This window comes from Streptomyces sp. NPDC102441, from assembly GCF_044765585.1.
GTDB lineage: Bacteria > Actinomycetota > Actinomycetes > Streptomycetales > Streptomycetaceae > Streptomyces.
The window spans coordinates 1-16,860 of sequence record NZ_JBIWKH010000006.1 but is presented as its reverse complement, the minus strand read 5'-3'; the positions used below and the strand labels follow the sequence as shown (position 1 = coordinate 16,860).

The window sequence follows — 16,860 nt, the reverse complement described above, 5'->3', positions numbered from 1 at the left end:
TGGACTACCTCATCCATTCTTTCCTGACAAAAGGACATTCTCATGACTCTCAACTCCACTGGCGCTGGCCCGATTCTGCCGGACCAGTTTGGCGCCCTGGTTGAAAAGCCGGTCGGCGAGCTCTCGGTAGCACTTCAGGTTGGCGCTGAGGTCCGTACTTCCGCGCACACGTTCCGGATCCCTATTTTGGTCTCCGATGTTCCCGCTGGTGCTGTCGCGGAAGGCAGCGAGATTGTGGCGGGTGACGCCGTGTTTTCGGAGCTTGCGGTTACGCCGGCGGCTTTTGCTGGCCTGACTATCGTCACCCGTGAAGTCGCGGATGACAGTTCGCCTAGCGCAACGGCCACTGTGGGCAAGTCAATCGCCCGAATGATCGCCAACTCCGTTGACCACGCACTGTTCAATGTGATGTCGGCCCCGAACCCGGCTGGGCTTGCGGCCCTTGCGGGAATCAGCGAGGTGGACGCCCCGGCGGTATTCGCCAATCTGGACGCCTTCAATGAGGCTGTGAGCCTTTCTGAGGCTGCGGGCGGCACCATCACGGCATGGGTCATGAACCCGGCCACGCTGCTTGCGGTCAACACCGTGAAGTCTGCGACCGGTTCGAACCTCGACCTACTCAATGCGGCGCCTACTGAGGCTGGCCGGAGCACCATTCTGGGACGGCCGGCGTTCTCCAGCGCCCATATGCCCGACGGTGTCATCTACGGAATCAGCAAGGAAGACATGATGGTCGTTGTGCGCGAGGATACGCGTCTCGACATTGATCACTCAGCGTACTTCTCGTCAAATCGAGTTGGTGTTCGTGCCGTGATGCGCGTTGCATTCGCCGTTCCGGTCCCGGCTACCCAGGTGCGCATCACCCAGGCTGCCGAGTAACACCCCCGGCAAGCCACTGAGAGCCCCCAGGTGCCCTTATCACGGGGTACCTGGGGGCTCTTCTGGCATCCCCCTCCTATGCCCTTAGGCGGCCCCCTGCGGCCCTATGGCCTGAGCCCTAAGGCGGGCACCATCACCATGCGCTATTGCATCTGTATGCGACTCAGGCTCACGCGCGCTATCCATGCGCTGATCAGTAAGCCATGCGCCTAACCACAGCGTGGATGCACAGCGCAACGCGATAGCTGATCGATGGACTATCTCGCTGCGATATCACACTGAGTGCGCAGCGCATTGGGCTGATGAACGGCAATGAATTGGCCGATTGAGCACTGATTACATGCGGGCAATCACCATATGTGACGGCGTGAGCACGCTTAGGCATTGCCATTTGCCTCTCAGGACGTCAATTCAGCGCGATTGGGCGGCCATTATGCGCTGTCGCAGCAGCAATGAGGCCCATTCCGCGACGCTGAGTAGCCAATTGGCCGCTGAATTCTCGTTCCGGCCCCCCACCCCCCAGGCGGGCAACCCTTGATGGCCATGACACCCACCGAGAGGGAGACAAGCGCGTGACGCAGGGGGCCTTGACCTTTTTCGTTGGCTGAGCTGCGCTTTTACTTTGGAGACTACATGATCGAACCCGATTGGGTTACCGAATTTGGGGCCAGCGAACGCACCGCCGCTGATTGCTCCGCCGTTTGGCAGCGGATGATCGTCGATATTGCGCTGACCGAATCACAGCGGGACGCCGGCGCCGCGTATTGTCTGGCCGTTGCCCGCGTTGCTGAGGCTGAGCGACTGATTTCGCGTGATGGCCTGGTAGTGGCTGGCGCCAATGGGCATCTGGTCAAGCACCCGGCGACTACGTTGGTCACTGCCTATTCGGCATCCGTGCGCGCGCTGCAAAATTCGCTGGGGCTCACGCCGTACGCAGCAGCGAGGAACGCGACCATGGCCAAGTCGGGAACCGACCCATATGACCCGCCGGAGACGCCCGAGGACCGCCGGCGAGAGGCCGCCCAGCTCGCTGCGCTGAAGAAGTTCGAGGAGTGGGTGTGATGAATCCGCTGTTTGCCGAACTTGAAAAGACTCTGCACGCCGCCCGGATGACTCCCCGGCCCGTTGCTGAGGCTTTCGCAGCGCTGATCGACAAGCACCGCGCAGCGGAGAATCTCGATGAGCGAGAGGCCGACGCGCTGCGAAGCATCCTCTACGGATCTCTTCTCGACCCTTTCGCCGAAACTGACCCGGAGTGGACTCAGGCATTCCGGCCGAAGATCGCCGGGTATCTCGCCGACGGAACTCCGGTGATGAACCGATGAGCCTTCCTCCGCTGGCAACCACAGCACAATTGGCGGTTTGGATGCAGACGGACCCCGAGTCCCTTCCCGCGTCAGCGGGTTTGATCCTGGAAACCGCCAGCGCGATCATCCGGCGAGAGGCCCGGACAAACTTTGTCCGTGAGACTCGCACGCTGACGTTCTACCCGGCGGGTGCCACCATTAATGGTCACTGCTGGCGGTACGCCGTGGACATTCCACTGAGACCGTTGGTCAGTATCGACTCTGTGTCCGTCGCCGGCATCCCGCTGGAAGTGTCAGCCTACGAAGTCCGGCGAGATCGCCTGTTTCTGCGTACCTGCGCGCCTGTGAGCGTCGCTCTGACCGCTGGGCATGCGGAAGTGCCCGGCGATGTGCTCGCAGTCGTTCTGACAGCCGCTCAGCGGGTTCTCTCGAATCCCGGGGATCTCCGACAGGAAACCGTGGGCTCCATGTCCATGACCTACGCAGCGGAAACGATCGGCGTAAGCCTCAGCCCCGCTGATAAAGACTTGCTCGCAAGCTACCGGCGACGTGCCGTGATGGTGAGGCTGACGCCATGAGCGCGATGTACGCAGATTCAGTCATGCGCCTACGCGCTGATTTCGTCGTCGATCGTTACGGCAATGCGTCCACAGAACGGGACTGGCCCAATGCTGAGCAGCAGGCGATAGCCGGTGTCAACGTTCAGCCGGACAGCAGCCTTGAGCTAGTAGGCGAACGGACCAGCGTGACTACGGCATGGCGACTGATCGGACCCAAGGGACGAGACCTTGACGTGCTGCGGACCGATCGGCTGGTCTTCGATGGCATGACGCTGGAAGTCGACGGGGAGCTTGCCCGGTACCGATACGCGGGCCGGGTCCACCACGTTGAACTCCGCATGGTCCGGGTTAGCGGTTGAGGGGTCCCCCCATTAATGTCGGCATCCTCGCTGCGCGGCCCGGCCGAGTTTCACGGTCACACCCCTGGCGACGCCAAAAAGCCCCGCTGCGCACCCGGATCATGGGCCGCGTAGCGGGGCTCTTCTATTTGGTCTAGACCACTCAGCTTCCTGACAGCGGCTTTCGCAGACTCGCCGCCAGAGCATCCCGGAGAAGATCAGCGCTGGGTCCGGTTCCCGGGGTCTCTGGGAGCCGTTCAGCCCTCAACTCGGCAACTTTCACGGCGTCTTGCGCTGAGCGACACACGTAGCGGAGTGCGAGCCGGAGTGCTGCGGGGTCTGCGTCGTCGTCGTCCGCAATCTCCATACCTGACGTGGCGTCATATGTAGCAGCAGCCAACATGCCGATCTCGATGTCGTCGGCCATCGTGTTGATCAGCCCACCCCCACGGGGGACGAAGCAGGATCCACCGTTCTCAGCGGCCCACGGCAGTCGCCGCATCAGCGTGGGGAGTGCCGGGATTCGTCCAGCGCTATTGTCGGTCACGTCATCAGCTCAATCCGTTGATGGCCATGCCCCGGGGCCGTTCGCGCGGTCGCCGGGGCTTTCGCTGACCAATGTAGCGCCTTGTATCGCTTCGTATCTAGACGTATCTCGTGATGCCGACTCGTTACGGGGCTTGAACCATGGATCCATGGACGCTGACAGCGCGATTGATCCGGGCGCACCGCTGACGCCTTACAGGCAGCTCGCCGAGATTCTCCGCTTGCGCATCGCGCGTGGTGACTGGGCCGCCGGCCGGGCGATCCCCTCGGAAACCCAACTGGTCCAGGAGTACGGGTTGGCTCGCAGCACAGTGCGCCGTGCCATCGCTGTCTTGGTGGCGGACGGAATCGTCTTCGTGGTCCCTCAGCGGGGAACCTTCGTGGCTGAGACGCCCCCGGACGCCTGACAGACTTACCGCTGTGACTTGACAGACTCTAGTGTGCGACGCACCACTGACAACGCGCCTGGGGACCTACCCCGGCCTGCCGTCCCCGAGCCGTCCGAGCCCCGGTTTCACGTCAGACGACCGGCTTCGCCCGGTTGGCGCACAGGGCCCAGATCACGAAGGTGTCGAGCGCGATGGAGATGATCGCCCACACCGGTTGGTACGGCAGCCAGATGAAGTTCGCGATCAGGTTCAGCGCCGCCAGCCCGATACCCACGCCCCACGCCCATGCCGCGCCCTTGAGGATGCTCCATCCGACGAGTACCAGGACCACCCCGAGGATCAGGTGGATCCATCCCCAGGCGGTGATGTCGAACTTGAACGTGTAGTTGCTGATGCGCGTGTACACGTCGTCGGACGCGATGCCCGCGATCCCCTTGACGATGGCGAGGATGCCGTCGACGAGGAGCACGACCCCCGCGAACAGCGCGCCGGTGGCCGCCCATGGGTTGCCGGGGTCGGAGGCGGACGGCCGCGACGAGCCGGGTGCGGATGCTGATGACTGGACCATGGGTTTCCTCCGCTCGACGGACTCGCCCCGCACTACTGCGGGCAGATCCGACCCTGTGCGACGACCTCACCGGCCACGACCCGGACGCACCCGATCGGGTGGCGCCCCTGCCCTGCTCAGGGCGCTCCCACGGTCACGACCTGCCCCTGCGCGTCGACGGTGAGCACCACCCGCTCGACCTCGTTCGTCAGCGCCAGGGCCGCCCAGACGACGCCCCAGAGGCAGCACGAGAAGACGGTCAGAAACGCGTGCAGCACATGGTTGACCGCCTGTCCGCGCACCAGCACGGCCTGGCTTCCGGACCGTGACTCCACCCGCCATCCGGCGGCGACCCGCCGGCTCACCACCCAGTCGAGGACCAGGCCCCGCTGCGTGGCGTCAGGGGCCCCCGTGCTCGCCCCGTAGTAGCCAGGGGGCGGTTCGAGCGACGCCTCGTGCCGGTGTGCTCCACGACGCTTCACGGGGCTCACCTCCAGGTGTCGAGGTCTCCGCCCCGCCACTCGATCAACTCCGGCTGGTCCAGGTCGATCTCCTCGGCCCCCTGGGCGAGCCCGGCCCGCCGGAGGAACGAGGCGACGTCCCCGCGCCCGTGCGCCAGCCCGACGATCTGCCCCCGCACGGTCACCCGCCGCCCGCCGGTCGGTGAGGGCGGGTACACGATCACAGGTGGATGTCCGGACATGCCTCCACGGTCCCCCGCGCCTGGTCACCTCGCATCCCGGGGCCCGGTGGATCGGTCTTGTCGGGCTGCCAGGACGCGGTTCTCACCGGTCCCGGCCGGGCATCCTTCTCTGCGGTCGAACAGAGGCCGACCGTACGGACCAGGGTGGAGGAGAACAGTGAGCGCAGGCAGCCGCGGAGTTCTGGGAGTCGTGGGTACGGCCACCGATGGCGTCGAGACGCTGCGCACCGGGCTGGTGGAGCCGGCCCTCGCGCTGGGCTGGCAGGTGGCCGTGACGCTCACCCCGAACGCCGGCCGGTGGCTGAGGGCGAACGGTGAGTGGGACCGTCTGGAGTCACTGACCGGCCTGCCGGTAAGGGACACACCTCGTCTGCCGGCCGAGCCCCGCCCGCACCCCGTGGCCGACTGCCACGTCGTCGCACCGGCGAGCGCGAACTACGTCGCCAAGCTCGCGACGGGTATCGCCGACAACCAGGCCCTGACGCAGGTGAGCGAGGCACTCGGCACCGTCGGCGTCCCCGTGGTGGTGTTCCCCCGGATCAACGCGGCACACGCGCGGCACCCGGCGTGGGAGGGGCACCTCGGGACCCTGCGCAGGGCCGGCGTGGAACTGGTGTACGGCGCGGACGTCTGGCCCCTGTACGAACCACGCCAGGGCCCGGCGGTCCGGGAGCTTCCGTGGGCGGCGATCCTGGGCGGCCCGGCGGTGGGCCCTCGTTGAGGGCGGGGCACCGCCCGCTGGAGCGCGTCTGAGGGCTCCTGGCGGCCTGTCGTCCGCATCATGCTGGGCCCGGCGCCGCTCCTGCTCGTCGCTCATGACGTGCACGTGCGAGGTGATGGGCCTCGCCGAGCAGCCCCCGGACCGCAGCATCGGTCCGCGGGCCCGGATTCACCACCGCGAGCCAGGCGACGGAGCCGTAGACGGGGTGTGCGATCACGGTGTCGGTGACGCCGGGGTCGTCGTCGCCCGCTGGTTCGCGCGGCGCGTGGCCGGCCCGGTCGCTGAACGTCTCCTTGCTCACGGCGATGTTGACGCGGAAGGTGTCCGGGCGGTCCAGGCGCGACCTGTCGTCGCCCGGGTAGTCCTTCGTCACGATCGTCACGAACGGTTGAGCCGCTTTCGGCACGACGCCGTCAGGGGAGTAGTAGAAGAAGGTGTCCCCCCAGCTGATCTCAGGGGATCCGTCGCCGGGTGCCGGCGTGACGGCCAGGACCCCGTCGAGGCCTTCCACGAAGTCGGTGATCTCGTCGATGGTCATGTGCTCAAGCGTTTCATTAAGGTGCTGGTGGAGACTTGGAACCGGAATTCTGAGGAGCCACGGGTGACAACCCTCAAGTCGTCGGTCCTGCGCACGGTCGATGTCGCGCGACGCGCCGGGTACTCCGTCCAGCAGGTCCGTAACCTCGAACGCGACGGTGTCCTGCCGCCGGCGACACGCACGGCGGCGGGTTACCGGATCTACGGGGAGACACATGTGCGGTCCTCGCTGGCCTACCGTGCGCTCGCGGCCGCCACGGGCCCGGTCGAGGCCAAGCGGATCATGCGTACCGTGCACGAGCGCCCGGCCGCGGAGGCACTGGCACTGCTCGACGCGGCCCACGCCCGGCTCGACCGGGAGCGTAAGGACCTGGAACTCGCCGAGGCGGCTGCCGCGGCGATCTCCGCCGAGCCGATCGAGGACGTACGCCCGTCGGACTCGATGAGCGTCTCCGAGCTCGCCACGGCGCTCGGGGTGCGTCCGTCGGCCTTGCGGCACTGGGATGCCGAGGGACTCGCGGTTCCGGACCGGGTCCCCCCACGAGGGACGCGACGCTACTCACCGGCCCAGACCCGGGACGCCCGGATCGTGCACCAGCTGCGCGGCGCCGGCTACCGCATCGCCCCGCTCCGGGAGCTGATGCCGAGTCTGCGGCTCGGGCCCGGACAGGACGAGGTCGGAGCGGCGCTGGCCGCCCGGGCCGCGAGCGTGGCGGCCCGCTCCCGCGCCCTGCTCGACGCCGCCGTCCCGCTCGGTGCGGTCCTCGCGGGGCGATGAACCGGCACCGGTGACGCCGCAACAGCGGTTGGGCCCGTGCCGTAAGCGCTGACAGCCGGCCGCCGTGGCGGCTGTGTCACCACCACCACGGCGGCCCTGTCACCGCAGTGGGCCCGACACCGCCGACGATGCCGGGCCCACTGGGCGTTCAGTGCGTGGACCGGGGTGCCTGGTCGGCACCCCGCCCCATGCGTCAGGCGTGCGAGCCCGCCTTGCGCCGCCGTACGACGAACACCGCACCCGCGCCGATCGCCAGGGCCGCGCCGCTCGCGAGGGCGAGCTGCGACGTGGCGGTGGACGAGCCCGTGGCGGCGAGGCTGCCGTTCACGGGACTGGCCGACGCGCCGCTCTGCGGCTTGAGGTCCGAGGTGTTCGGCTTGGTCGTGCTGGGCTTGGCGTCGCCGACCTTGCCGGGCTTGCTGCCGGCGGCGGCGATCATGAACTCGTAGCCTTCGAGGTCGGGACTCCCGCCGCAGGTGCCGTCCTCGTTCCAGTAGTCACCGGCGACGAAGGTGACGCCGTTGCCCGCGGGGGCCTTGGCGTCCACCGTGAGGCGCATCTTGATGTCGGAGTGGGCGCCGGCCTTCAGCGGGCTGATCTTGTCGATGTAGTTCTCGTTGTCGACGTTCTCCCACTTCGAGGACGAGGCGGACGACCACTGCAGGTGTACGAGGTCGTCGAGGCCGTTGAGTCCGCTGCGGTCGGTCGCGTGGACGTAGACGAACGGGAACACCTCGTCCATCGTCTTGTCGGTGCCGTTGGCCACCCGGAGGTTGAAGGTGACCTTCGTGCCGGCGACGACCGTGGACGGCAGACCCGTGACGACCGTGGTGAGCTTGGGCTCGGGAACGCAGGTCTCGTCGTCCCCGCCCTCCTCGGCCGCCTCCTCCTTCGCCTTGGCCAGCGCCGCGTCGGCGGCGTTCTTGTCGGCGAGCGCCGCCTTCGTGGCCTTCTGCGCCTGACCGATGACCTGGGCTGCGGCGACCCGCGCGTCCTGGTACGCGTCCGAGGCCTCCTTCGCCTTGGCGTCGGCAGCGGTCTTGGCCCCGTCGGCAGTCACGGCGGCGGCCTGGGCCTTGGCGAGAGTGGCCGCCGCGGCGGCCTTCTCCTCGTCGGTGGCCGTATCCGGAAGAGCGTCGACGGCCGTCTGCGCGTCGACGACCGCCTGGTCGGCGGTGGTCTTCGCAGCGGCGGCCTCTGCTGCCGCCAGCTTGGCGGCCTCGTCGGCCTGGGCGAGGGGAGAAGCCCCCTCAAGGGTTTTCAGAGCCGCCAGGGCGGCCTTCTCGGCCGCCACGGCGTCGTCATACGCCGTCTGCGCTGCGGCGGCGGCCTTTTCCAGCTCGGCGACGGACGGCTTCTCCTGTGTCTGCGCTGCCGGCTTGTCGTCGGCGAACGCGGGGGTCACCGACAGCAGGAGGACAGGCGTGGTCACTGCGGCGGCAACGGATGTGGCAAGAATCCGGCGAATCTTCACAAGAGCCCTTCGGGGTCCGAAAAAGAGATGAAGGGGTCGCAGCGGAATGGGACACGCAGGTGCGACTTGAGGTGATCGTATGACCGGAACAGCGCCCTGCCGTCACATTTTCTTCACTTGCCCGCCCCGGCATCACGGCACAGGGGCAGACAGAAAAGACGAATGGGTGCAGTTGCTTTCACTGCCTGTGCTTTCACTGTGAGGAACGCCACATGGCCTGTACGCGTCACCCGGCATCCCGGGTGGCGGATCGGGCGACGGAGGGCCGGAACAGCGAGTCACCCGCCCGGCAGGGGGTGTTCACCGTGGCCGGCCACGGAGCTATCCCTGATAGTCGCTCACGTCGGCCCCGAGGACGCCCAGAAGAGCCAGGGCCTCGGCGTCAGGGGACCCCGTCGGTGCGCTGTAGAGCACGAGGCGCTGGTCCCGGTCCGTGAGGGTGAGCGAGTCGCAGTCGACGGTGACGTCCCCGACGGCCGGGTGACGGAACGTCTTCGTGAGCATCGGCGCGGCCCGCACGTCGTGCCGCTCCCAGAGCCGGGCGAAGTCGGGGCTGGCGTCGCGGAGTTCGCCGACCAGGCCGGCGACCTCGGGATCCGTCGGGTAGCGGGCCAGGGTGGCACGGAGGTCCATGACCACATGGTGCCGGAACTCGGCGGTGTCGGAGACTCCGTACAGCCTCGTGCCGGGCCGCGACGGTTCGAGGAACGCCCGGCGCGCAAGGTTGCGGTCCTCAGGGGCGAGCCCGCCGAAGTCCTCCATGAGCGCGGCCGCGAGATCGTTCCACGCGAGCACCTCGAACGCGGCGGACACGACGAGAGCGGCCGTCTGCGGCAGCCGCTCGATGAGCGCGAGGATGCTCGGGCGGACGTCGCGCCGGTGCAGTCGGGTACGGGTCGGCGCGGTGCCCGCGAGGACGTGGAGGTGGTCGGACTCGGCGTCGGTGAGCCGCAGCGCGCCCGCGATCCCGGCGAGGACCTCGCCCGACGGCCGCGGCGCCCTGCCCTGCTCGAGCCGGACGTAGTACTCCGTGGAGATGTGCGCGAGGACGGCGGTCTCCTCGCGGCGCAGCCCCGGCGTCCGGCGTCGCGGCCCGGAGGGAAGGCCGACGTCCTCCGGCCGGAGCCGCTCACGACGGCTGCGGAGGAACGCCCCGAGCTCCTGTTTGTCCATCCGCCAAGTCTGCACGCTCCGCGACGGCGGATCCTGGTACAGCCTGTGCCTGTATCCGGCCCGGAGACCGGGCCGACACTGCCGTCATGACGAACAACACCGACATCGCACCCATCGGCCTACTCACCGGCAAGGTCGTGTTCATCACCGGCGCCAGCCGCGGCATCGGGGCGGCAGCGGCCCGGCTCTTCGCCTCCGAGGGCGCAGCCGTCGTGCTCGCCGCCCGCAGCACGGACGCCCTCGACCGCGTCGTCACCGGGATCCGTGCCGACGGCGGCGTCGCCGACGCCGTCACCCTGGACCTCGCCGACCGTACGAGCATCCGCGCGGCCGTCGACCGCGTCGACGAGCTGCACGGACGGCTCGACGGCGCCTTCAACAACGGCGCGGCGATCCAGCAGCCCGGCCCGCTCGACACCACGAGTGACGAGGACATCGACGAGCAGTTCGCCGTGAACTTCCGCTCGCACTGGACCGCCATGAACGCCGAGGCCGCGCTCATGCGACGGAACGGCGGCGGGGCGATCGTCAACACGTCGAGCATCGGCAGCCGCCGCGCGAACCCCGCCCTCCCCGCTTACGGCGCCATGAAGCGCGCGCTGGACAGCATCACCGAGACCGCCGCCGTGACCTGGGGCCCTCAGGGAATCCGCGTGAACGGCATCACCCCCGGCGGCACCGCGACGGAGATGATCGACACGTGGGAGGCGAAGTCCCCCGGCACCATCGAGCAGATCAAGACATCGATCCCGCTCGGCCGCATGGCCGAGCCCCGCGAGGTCGCCGAGGTGGCCGCATGGCTGCTCAGCGACCGTGCCTCGGTGGTGACCGGCGCGATGGTGCCGGTCGACGGCGGCGCCAGCGCGTGAGGAGAGCCTGAGCAGACCGTGGCGGCGGGTCCTCGAAGTCGACCTGTTCGGTTGACCTTGCCCCTGCGTCAAGGTTGGAGGCTGGTCGCATGACGGACAACAGCACCTCTCCGGCACGGCTCGCCCCGCCGGTCGGAGAGTTCCAGGAGATCGAGGGCCGCAGCGTTTACGTGCACCGGTCGGGCAGCGGCGGACCGGCGGTGGTCTTCCTGCCGGGCGCCAGTGCCGTGGGCCTGGACTACCTCGGTGTCCAGCAGGAGGTTTCCCGGTTCACCACCGCCGTTGTGTACGACCGCGGCGGCACGGGCTACAGCGACGCCCTCCCGCTGCCGCGCACCGCTGCCGAGGTGGCCACGGAGCTGCGCGAGCTGCTGCGGGCCCAGGACATCGCCGCCCCGTACGTCCTGGTGCCGCATTCCCTGGGCGGCTTCTACGCACACCGGTTCGCGCAGCTGTACCCGCAGGATGTGGCCGGGCTGGTCTGGCTGGACGCCTTCCACCGTGACTGGGACGACTTCATGCCCGCTGCGGCGGGTCTGGCCGCGGTCGAGCAGATGGCACCCGACCGGGAGCAGCTGGAACAGATGCGCCCTGCCGTACGCGACATGACGGAGGAACTGCTCGCGGGCTATCCGGAGCACGTACGGCGGGCACTCGTCGATGCCAAGGTGAGCGACGAATGGACCGACGTCGGCATCGCCGAGCGCACCGGACTCGCCGGACTCGCCGCCGAACTGCGGACCGGGCCGGACATTCCCGATGTCCCGGTGATCGCTCTCACCGTGGTCGGCACCGACCCCGCCCAGCAGACGCTGACGTCGGACCGGACGTTGCGGGAGATGCACGACGGGCACATGCGGATGGACGCGGCCCTGGTGGGCACGGTCTCGCACGGAGAACAACGCCTCCTCTCCGACACGGTCCACCACCGGCTCTGCTTCGACCGACCCGATGCCGTGGTCCAGGCGATCCGCGACGTCGTCGACCGAACTCGCCTCTGAGGGCCGCCCGTAGACTCGGCACACCGACATTGCACGAGAACCCTAGGAGGACGGTGCTCACGATCAGCCGGCTCGCGGCAACCGCCGGCGTGACCGTACGCACCGTTCGCCACTACCACCACGTCGGCCTGTTGCCCGAGCCCGAACGCGACGCCTCCGGCTACCGCCGGTACGGCGCCCAGGCGGCGGTGGATCTCATCCGGATCAGGACCCTCGCCGATGCGGGCGTACCACTGGCCCGCATCGACGCGCTGCTCCACGCACAGCCGGCCGAATTCGCCGCCGCCGTCACCGACATCGACGCGGAGCTCCAGCACAAGATCGGCCGGCTCACCGAGTACCGCCGCCGGATCGCCCAACTGGGCAGCGGCGAAAGGCTGGTGCTGCCACCCGAGGTGGTCGCCGTCCTGGACCGGATGCGCGGTCTCGGGGTCAGCGAACGCCGGGTCCTGCTCGAGCGCGACGCGTGGATCCTGATGCAGGCACTCGACCCGCACGTCATGCCGCAGCGGATACGGGACAAGAACGCCGGCCTCGACGACCCCGAGACGACGCGCCTGTACCTCGCCTGCGACCAGTCGGTCGACTGGGACCCGGACGATCCACGCCTGGACCAGCTCATCGACGACCTGGACGCGTGGGAGATCGAACACGAACGGGACGGTGAGCAGGCCGGGTACCTGCGGCTGGTCTCCTCCCGGATCTCCGAGGCGTCACCGGCATGGCAGCGCATCGTCAACACGCTCGTCCACCGCGCAGACCTGCGCCGAACCGCCGGGCACGACAGCTGACGGACGCGGCGCCCCGTCAGGAGCAGACGATCGGACAGCCACGCCGGACCGAGTGCTGAGCAGCGCGCAGATACAGCGCGACGTAGAAGGCCGTATCCAGGTCTTCGCTCCAGGGCCCCGGCCGGGCAGCGGCGAGTTCCTTCGCCGATCCTTCCTGAACCACATGGTCAGGCCGAGGTTGTCGCACATCGACGGCATCTCGGCCGGCAACTCGATGACTGCCGCCAGTTTCAGCCGAGCGCGTCGATCGCCTTCACGATCAGGGCCCGCGCCTCCGTGCCGTACACCGCCGTCCGCCGCATCTGCTCGAACGCCCGCATATACAGGTCGATCTCGCTGGGCTGAGTGATCCGCACCTGCGCCGACACCAACTCGACGGACACGAGCTCGTCGTCGTACACATGGAACGTCTCGCGCGGCCACTGACCCCGCTCCGCCGTCGTCGGGATGATGCCCAGCGACACCGCGGGCAGGGCTCCGGCCGACAGAAGGTACCCGAGCTGCGCAGCCATGGCCTCGGCATCGCCGATTCGGTAACGAAGGACCGCCTCTTCCATCAGGAGGACGAATCGGTGGCCACGCTCGTGAATGATCTGCGAGCGCTCCACTCTTGCGCGGGCGGCGGCGACGCTGTCGTCGACGGGGAGGTCACGGAATCGGGCGCTCATCCCGAGGACGGCCGCAGCGTAGCCCTCGGTCTGGAGCAACCCGGGCACGAGGGAAGAGGAGTACACACGGAACAGCTCTGTCTGCTGGAAGAACGCCACTGCGCTGTCCTGGAGTTGCTTCAGTCCGCTACGCGTCCGGTGGCGCCACTCGCTGTACATCGACTCCGCGTGCAGGGACTGTGCGAGCACGTCCTCGGCCTGGCCATCAGCCCCGCAGGTGCCGCACCACAGCCGGATGTCCGTGGCGGTCGGTGCGGTACGCGCGTTCTCGATCCGGGACGTCTTCGCATGGTGCCATCCGCACCCCGACGCCAGCTCGACAACGGTGAGGCCCGCCCCCTTCCGCAGGTCACGCAGCCGCCTGGCGACGACTTCGCGAGCGGACTGTGCAGAAGAGGAGGGGATCGTCATGTGTGACCTGTCCGATTGGTTCTGATCAGCGAGTCGTGTACTCGTCGTGTGGCACCGCTCGTCCCCACACCGTCTCGAACGCGCCCGCGCACAGCCCCACAGCCACCGGATCGTCGGTGAGTTCCGGGCCCTGCGATGAGCCGTCACCAGCAAAATGGTTCCACTGGACGACGCGACCGTCGAACAGCCAGAAGTCGTTGCCGGGCAGTGCGATAGCCGAGGCCTGACGTCGCGGTAGCCATCTCACCTGCTCGCCGGCCGCCACGTTCGTGAACGTGCCCGAGTGCTCATACCGGATGTACTCGCTCACGGGCTCGGACACGATCCGCGCGCGGCGTATGGTCACGCCGCGGCTGACGGTTTCGGCTACGAGGTCGAGCCACGGCCGCCACCAGGACGCCCGGTCGACGGGATCGTGGCGATACCCGGCGCGCCAGTCGGCGAATGGGCCGCGCTCGTAGTCGACAGCGTACGCGTCCCGCATCTCCAGATGTACGGCGGATTGAGTGCAGTCGCCGAGAAGGTCACGGAAGCTGGGCGGCACGTTCGACGGCATCGCATGCCTCCCTGATCATGCCAACCATCCTGGCGGGGATCCGGATTACCGCTTCGGTGTCGGGGATTCCCACAGAGTGCCCGGGGACCTCCGTCGCCGCGCACTCCGCCTCGAGTTCGGGGCCCGGCTTCCATCCCTGGAAGATCAGTTCCTTCTCCTCGAGGTCCGCCCAGACGGTCGGGCTTTCGTGATCGCCCGTGGATGGGTCGATCCCGATGAACAGTAGCGACATTGCTGACTCCATCCATGGGGGTGTGCATTTCTGTGCATCACCGTCAGCTACGCGAACCAGGCACGTCAAGGCCCCAACCTCATTTTCCGCCAGCCGGGGGAATGTACGCACAGATCTGCACACTGCTGGTGTACGTACATGAGTCATCTCTACGGTCCTCGGTATCCCTCACCGACCGAAGGGGAGATGACCCATGGCTATAACGCTCAAGGTGTACGAGGTGAATCGCGACGGCAGGCTCCGGGTGGTGCGCGAGGAGTCAGAGGTCGTTCCCCTGGGCACGTCCGAACCGTCTTCGGCATACCCCGCATGCGAGTGCCCTCGGTGCGAGAAGTGTTCGCCATGACCGCACCGCCCCGCCCACTCCCCGGGCCAGAACGGCTGACATGGGACCAATCCGCCGGCCGCGCCTGCATCTACTGCGCACAGCCGCTCACGTCCGGCGCGGTCCGCGTCGGCACGATCCGGGACCGCCTCGGCGCGCACATCCTCGACACCGAGGCCTGGGGCGGGCCCTGCTGCTTGACCACTGCACCCCCCGATTCCAACTGACAGAGGAGAGAACCGTGGATGCTCTACGGCACACCCCGACGGAAGCAAGCGACGGCAAACACGGCGGATCCCCCGCCCCGATCAAGCCCTGGACCCCTCCGCCGACCCCGCCGTCCCCCGACGGTGGGGGCCCGTCCCGCACCGGAGGCTGATGTGAGCGCCACGCAGAAGGTCCCCACCCACCAGGGCCTGGTACAGGATCTCGACGGACGCGGGCTGCTCAGCCCCCGTTGGCGGCAGGTGTTCGACGCCGTACCAAGAAGCCTGCTCATCCCCCCGCACATCTGGCGGCAACTCCCCGACCGGTGCGAACCGGTCGTAGGGACGGCCGCATGGCTGGCCCTGGTCAACTCGGACGAACCAGTCGTCATCCAGCTCGACGACGGGACGGTGGACGGGCCAGGCATCGCAACGTCCTCCAACTCCCAGCCCAGCATGGTCGCCCGCATGCTGGACCTGCTCCAGACCGAGGACGGCCACCGGGTATTGGAGATCGGCACCGCATCCGGTCACGTGGCCGCACTGCTGTCCGAGCGCCTCGGCGACGAGCAGGTCCACAGCGTCGAGATCGACCCCGCCCTCGCCCAGCAGGCCGCCGGCTTCCTCGCGGAAGCCGGATACCACCCGCACCTGCGCTGCGGCGACGGCGAACGGCCCTGGCCAGGCGTGGACCCCGTCGACCGGCTGATCTCCACCTGCGCGCTCCGGCACATCCCGCCCACCCTGCTCCGACAGGTCCGACCGGGCGGAATCATCGTCACACCGCTCGCGCGGGACTTCTGGTCCGGCGCCCTGGTCAAGCTGCACATCCAGGACGACGGCACCGCCGTCGGCACATTCCACGGCGGCGCCTCCTACATGCCCATGCGCTCGCACCGCACAGTCGACCCCCACGAAGTCGAGGGGGCGACGGGCAGAAGCCGCAGGCCGGGACTGGACCCGGCGCAGCTCCTGTGCCTGGGGTTCGCGCTGTACGCCGGGGCCCGGCTACCCGGCGTACGCCTGACGCACACGGACACCCCTGCCGGTACGCAGGTATGGGCGAGCCGCGAGGACGGGGCCGCCAGCACCGCAACCACCGGAGAGGACGTCTGGCAGTACGGCCCCGGCTTCCTCTGGGAGGAGATCGAGCAGACCTGGCTCGAGTACTCCGCACTCGGGCATCCTGAAGCCGCTCAGTTCGGGCTGACGGTGACCGCCCGGGGGCAGCAGATCTGGCTCCGCGACCCACGTGCGGTAATCGAGCCTGCCAGGCCGGGGCAGCGAGCCTGACGGAATCGCCCACCGATCCGGGCCGACGCATCTGGCAGGCCGGTGATCAACCTGTCATGGACTCTCGGTGAACCGGACGGACCATGCGTAGCCACTCAAGCTGTCGTGCGGAACTCGCCGGACCTCTCTGACCTGGCAGCTGTCGTGGGCGTACTTGAGGGCGAAGCGTTCGTGGCGCTGCGTGTCGGTAAGGTCCTCCATGGAGAGAGGTGCTCCGACGACGAGGTCCTCGTGAAGGACTTCGTCCGTGGCGGCCCCGTTCGAGCAGGCCGAGCAATGATGCGTTTTCGGTAGGGCCATACGTTCAGTGTGCGCCTACCTCTGCGGCTCTGCGGTCCACAGCGCATACGGCTGCGCTGCACAGCGGCTACAGGCCGGAAAAGTGCCGGACGGACGGTCCTCCTGATGGCGGACGAAACGCTTAACGCCGCGCGTGGCGGATCTTCAGCCGTCCGAACCGTTCCTAGTGACCTGGTTCGGAGATGCGTGAGCAGTAGCGGCAGATCCGGTCGAGGATCTGGTCGGCGGTCTTGGTCCACTTGAAGGGCCGGGCCTC

Annotated in this window: 21 protein-coding genes and 1 pseudogene; 11 read left to right on the top strand and 11 right to left on the bottom strand. The window is 68.1% G+C overall.

From position 1 onward, the window contains the following. Window positions 1-42: 42 nt before the first annotated feature. The 4 genes from ACIREO_RS14165 to ACIREO_RS14150 all read left to right on the top strand — a co-directional run bounded on the left by ACIREO_RS14165 (window position 43) and on the right by ACIREO_RS14150 (window position 3,105). Window positions 43-879, top strand: coding sequence for a phage major capsid protein (locus tag ACIREO_RS14165; protein WP_404108822.1), 837 nt, complete (start codon window positions 43-45; stop codon window positions 877-879). 633 nt (window positions 880-1,512) lie between these two features. Continuing rightward, window positions 1,513-1,941, top strand: coding sequence for a P27 family phage terminase small subunit (locus ACIREO_RS14160; protein ID WP_404108819.1), 429 nt, complete (start codon window positions 1,513-1,515; stop codon window positions 1,939-1,941). Further along, complete coding sequence (locus ACIREO_RS14155) at window positions 1,938-2,204, top strand: hypothetical protein (protein ID WP_404108817.1); 267 nt, start codon at window positions 1,938-1,940, stop codon at window positions 2,202-2,204. Before ACIREO_RS14160 ends, ACIREO_RS14155 begins: the two co-directional genes overlap by 4 nt. 556 nt (window positions 2,205-2,760) lie before the next feature. Then, entirely contained in the window at window positions 2,761-3,105 is a 345-nt protein-coding gene (locus ACIREO_RS14150) for a hypothetical protein (RefSeq protein ID WP_404108814.1), read from the top strand. Window positions 3,106-3,247: 142 nt separating this feature from the next. Here ACIREO_RS14150 and ACIREO_RS14145 read toward each other — a convergent pair whose 3' ends face one another. Beyond that, window positions 3,248-3,511 (bottom strand): hypothetical protein, encoded by a 264-nt coding sequence (locus tag ACIREO_RS14145; RefSeq protein WP_404108812.1) that lies wholly within the window; start codon window positions 3,509-3,511, stop codon window positions 3,248-3,250. Window positions 3,512-3,779: 268 nt separating this feature from the next. On the opposite strand from ACIREO_RS14145, the gene ACIREO_RS14140 reads away from it, so the two are divergent. After that, a complete protein-coding gene (locus tag ACIREO_RS14140; RefSeq protein ID WP_404108810.1) occupies window positions 3,780-4,037 on the top strand; it encodes a GntR family transcriptional regulator in 258 nt (85 codons plus the stop codon). A gap of 112 nt (window positions 4,038-4,149) precedes the next feature. Here the strand turns inward: ACIREO_RS14140 and ACIREO_RS14135 are convergent, their stop codons facing one another. From ACIREO_RS14135 to ACIREO_RS14125, 3 genes are all read right to left on the bottom strand, one after another. Further along, window positions 4,150-4,587 carry a hypothetical protein gene (locus tag ACIREO_RS14135; protein WP_404108808.1) on the bottom strand — a complete coding sequence of 146 codons (438 nt, stop codon included), beginning with the start codon at window positions 4,585-4,587 and terminating at the stop codon, window positions 4,150-4,152. Window positions 4,588-4,703: 116 nt separating this feature from the next. Beyond that, window positions 4,704-5,048: a hypothetical protein gene (locus tag ACIREO_RS14130; protein WP_404108804.1), complete on the bottom strand. Its 345-nt coding sequence runs from the start codon at window positions 5,046-5,048 to the stop codon at window positions 4,704-4,706. Between the two features lie 5 nt (window positions 5,049-5,053). Continuing rightward, window positions 5,054-5,269, bottom strand: a complete 216-nt coding sequence (locus tag ACIREO_RS14125) for a hypothetical protein (protein ID WP_404108801.1) — start codon at window positions 5,267-5,269, stop codon at window positions 5,054-5,056. Between the two features lie 157 nt (window positions 5,270-5,426). Here ACIREO_RS14125 and ACIREO_RS14120 point away from each other — a divergent pair, with 157 nt between their 5' ends. Continuing rightward, window positions 5,427-5,990 carry a flavoprotein gene (locus ACIREO_RS14120; protein ID WP_404108799.1) on the top strand — a complete coding sequence of 188 codons (564 nt, stop codon included), beginning with the start codon at window positions 5,427-5,429 and terminating at the stop codon, window positions 5,988-5,990. 58 nt (window positions 5,991-6,048) lie between these two features. On the opposite strand, the gene ACIREO_RS14115 is transcribed toward ACIREO_RS14120, so the two are convergent. After that, window positions 6,049-6,528, bottom strand: coding sequence for a DUF6194 family protein (locus tag ACIREO_RS14115; RefSeq protein WP_404108796.1), 480 nt, complete (start codon window positions 6,526-6,528; stop codon window positions 6,049-6,051). A gap of 63 nt (window positions 6,529-6,591) precedes the next feature. On the opposite strand from ACIREO_RS14115, the gene ACIREO_RS14110 reads away from it, so the two are divergent. Next, the gene (locus tag ACIREO_RS14110) at window positions 6,592-7,305 is read left to right on the top strand and encodes a MerR family transcriptional regulator (RefSeq protein ID WP_404108793.1); all 714 of its coding nucleotides are present in this window, start codon (window positions 6,592-6,594) and stop codon (window positions 7,303-7,305) included. 193 nt (window positions 7,306-7,498) lie between these two features. Here ACIREO_RS14110 and ACIREO_RS14105 read toward each other — a convergent pair whose 3' ends face one another. Beyond that, the gene (locus ACIREO_RS14105; protein ID WP_404108791.1) at window positions 7,499-8,779 is read right to left on the bottom strand and encodes an LPXTG cell wall anchor domain-containing protein; all 1,281 of its coding nucleotides are present in this window, start codon (window positions 8,777-8,779) and stop codon (window positions 7,499-7,501) included. 321 nt (window positions 8,780-9,100) lie between these two features. Continuing rightward, complete coding sequence (locus tag ACIREO_RS14100; protein WP_404108788.1) at window positions 9,101-9,952, bottom strand: helix-turn-helix transcriptional regulator; 852 nt, start codon at window positions 9,950-9,952, stop codon at window positions 9,101-9,103. 86 nt (window positions 9,953-10,038) lie between these two features. On the opposite strand from ACIREO_RS14100, the gene ACIREO_RS14095 reads away from it, so the two are divergent. From ACIREO_RS14095 to ACIREO_RS14085, 3 genes are all read left to right on the top strand, one after another. Next, window positions 10,039-10,821: an SDR family NAD(P)-dependent oxidoreductase gene (locus ACIREO_RS14095; RefSeq protein WP_404108785.1), complete on the top strand. Its 783-nt coding sequence runs from the start codon at window positions 10,039-10,041 to the stop codon at window positions 10,819-10,821. Window positions 10,822-10,910: 89 nt separating this feature from the next. Further along, window positions 10,911-11,822, top strand: coding sequence for an alpha/beta fold hydrolase (locus ACIREO_RS14090; RefSeq protein WP_404108782.1), 912 nt, complete (start codon window positions 10,911-10,913; stop codon window positions 11,820-11,822). A 53-nt stretch (window positions 11,823-11,875) separates the two neighbouring features. Continuing rightward, on the top strand, window positions 11,876-12,613 hold the full coding sequence (locus tag ACIREO_RS14085) for a MerR family transcriptional regulator (protein WP_404108779.1): 738 nt from the start codon (window positions 11,876-11,878) through the stop codon (window positions 12,611-12,613). A gap of 16 nt (window positions 12,614-12,629) precedes the next feature. Here ACIREO_RS14085 and ACIREO_RS14080 read toward each other — a convergent pair. From ACIREO_RS14080 to ACIREO_RS14065, 4 genes and pseudogenes are all read right to left on the bottom strand, one after another. After that, window positions 12,630-12,844, bottom strand: a pseudogene (locus ACIREO_RS14080) (hypothetical protein); the annotation flags it as partial. Beyond that, window positions 12,844-13,692, bottom strand: a complete 849-nt coding sequence (locus ACIREO_RS14075; protein WP_404108776.1) for a helix-turn-helix domain-containing protein — start codon at window positions 13,690-13,692, stop codon at window positions 12,844-12,846. The pseudogene ACIREO_RS14080 and the gene ACIREO_RS14075, both read right to left, overlap by 1 nt. A 25-nt stretch (window positions 13,693-13,717) precedes the next feature. After that, the gene (locus ACIREO_RS14070) at window positions 13,718-14,248 is read right to left on the bottom strand and encodes a DUF6879 family protein (RefSeq protein ID WP_404108773.1); all 531 of its coding nucleotides are present in this window, start codon (window positions 14,246-14,248) and stop codon (window positions 13,718-13,720) included. Beyond that, entirely contained in the window at window positions 14,217-14,480 is a 264-nt protein-coding gene (locus tag ACIREO_RS14065) for a hypothetical protein (RefSeq protein WP_404108770.1), read from the bottom strand. The genes ACIREO_RS14070 and ACIREO_RS14065 overlap by 32 nt, the downstream gene beginning before the upstream one ends. A 705-nt stretch (window positions 14,481-15,185) precedes the next feature. On the opposite strand from ACIREO_RS14065, the gene ACIREO_RS14060 reads away from it, so the two are divergent. Beyond that, complete coding sequence (locus ACIREO_RS14060; RefSeq protein ID WP_404108767.1) at window positions 15,186-16,304, top strand: methyltransferase domain-containing protein; 1,119 nt, start codon at window positions 15,186-15,188, stop codon at window positions 16,302-16,304. The last annotated feature ends 556 nt before the right edge of the window (window positions 16,305-16,860 follow it).

Excerpts from the sequence above, each read along its gene's own strand:
- ACIREO_RS14165 (WP_404108822.1), top strand. The coding sequence starts at position 43 with ATGACTCTCAACTCCACTGGCGCTGGCCCGATTCTGCCGGACCAGTTT.
- ACIREO_RS14160 (WP_404108819.1), top strand. The coding sequence starts at position 1,513 with ATGATCGAACCCGATTGGGTTACCGAATTTGGGGCCAGCGAACGCACC.
- ACIREO_RS14150 (WP_404108814.1), top strand. The coding sequence starts at position 2,761 with ATGAGCGCGATGTACGCAGATTCAGTCATGCGCCTACGCGCTGATTTC.
- ACIREO_RS14145 (WP_404108812.1), bottom strand. The coding sequence starts at position 3,511 with ATGGCCGACGACATCGAGATCGGCATGTTGGCTGCTGCTACATATGAC.
- ACIREO_RS14140 (WP_404108810.1), top strand. The coding sequence starts at position 3,780 with ATGGACGCTGACAGCGCGATTGATCCGGGCGCACCGCTGACGCCTTAC.
- ACIREO_RS14135 (WP_404108808.1), bottom strand. The coding sequence starts at position 4,587 with ATGGTCCAGTCATCAGCATCCGCACCCGGCTCGTCGCGGCCGTCCGCC.
- ACIREO_RS14125 (WP_404108801.1), bottom strand. The coding sequence starts at position 5,269 with ATGTCCGGACATCCACCTGTGATCGTGTACCCGCCCTCACCGACCGGC.
- ACIREO_RS14115 (WP_404108796.1), bottom strand. The coding sequence starts at position 6,528 with ATGACCATCGACGAGATCACCGACTTCGTGGAAGGCCTCGACGGGGTC.
- ACIREO_RS14100 (WP_404108788.1), bottom strand. The coding sequence starts at position 9,952 with ATGGACAAACAGGAGCTCGGGGCGTTCCTCCGCAGCCGTCGTGAGCGG.
- ACIREO_RS14095 (WP_404108785.1), top strand. The coding sequence starts at position 10,039 with ATGACGAACAACACCGACATCGCACCCATCGGCCTACTCACCGGCAAG.
- ACIREO_RS14090 (WP_404108782.1), top strand. The coding sequence starts at position 10,911 with ATGACGGACAACAGCACCTCTCCGGCACGGCTCGCCCCGCCGGTCGGA.
- ACIREO_RS14075 (WP_404108776.1), bottom strand. The coding sequence starts at position 13,692 with ATGACGATCCCCTCCTCTTCTGCACAGTCCGCTCGCGAAGTCGTCGCC.
- ACIREO_RS14070 (WP_404108773.1), bottom strand. The coding sequence starts at position 14,248 with ATGCCGTCGAACGTGCCGCCCAGCTTCCGTGACCTTCTCGGCGACTGC.
- ACIREO_RS14065 (WP_404108770.1), bottom strand. The coding sequence starts at position 14,480 with ATGTCGCTACTGTTCATCGGGATCGACCCATCCACGGGCGATCACGAA.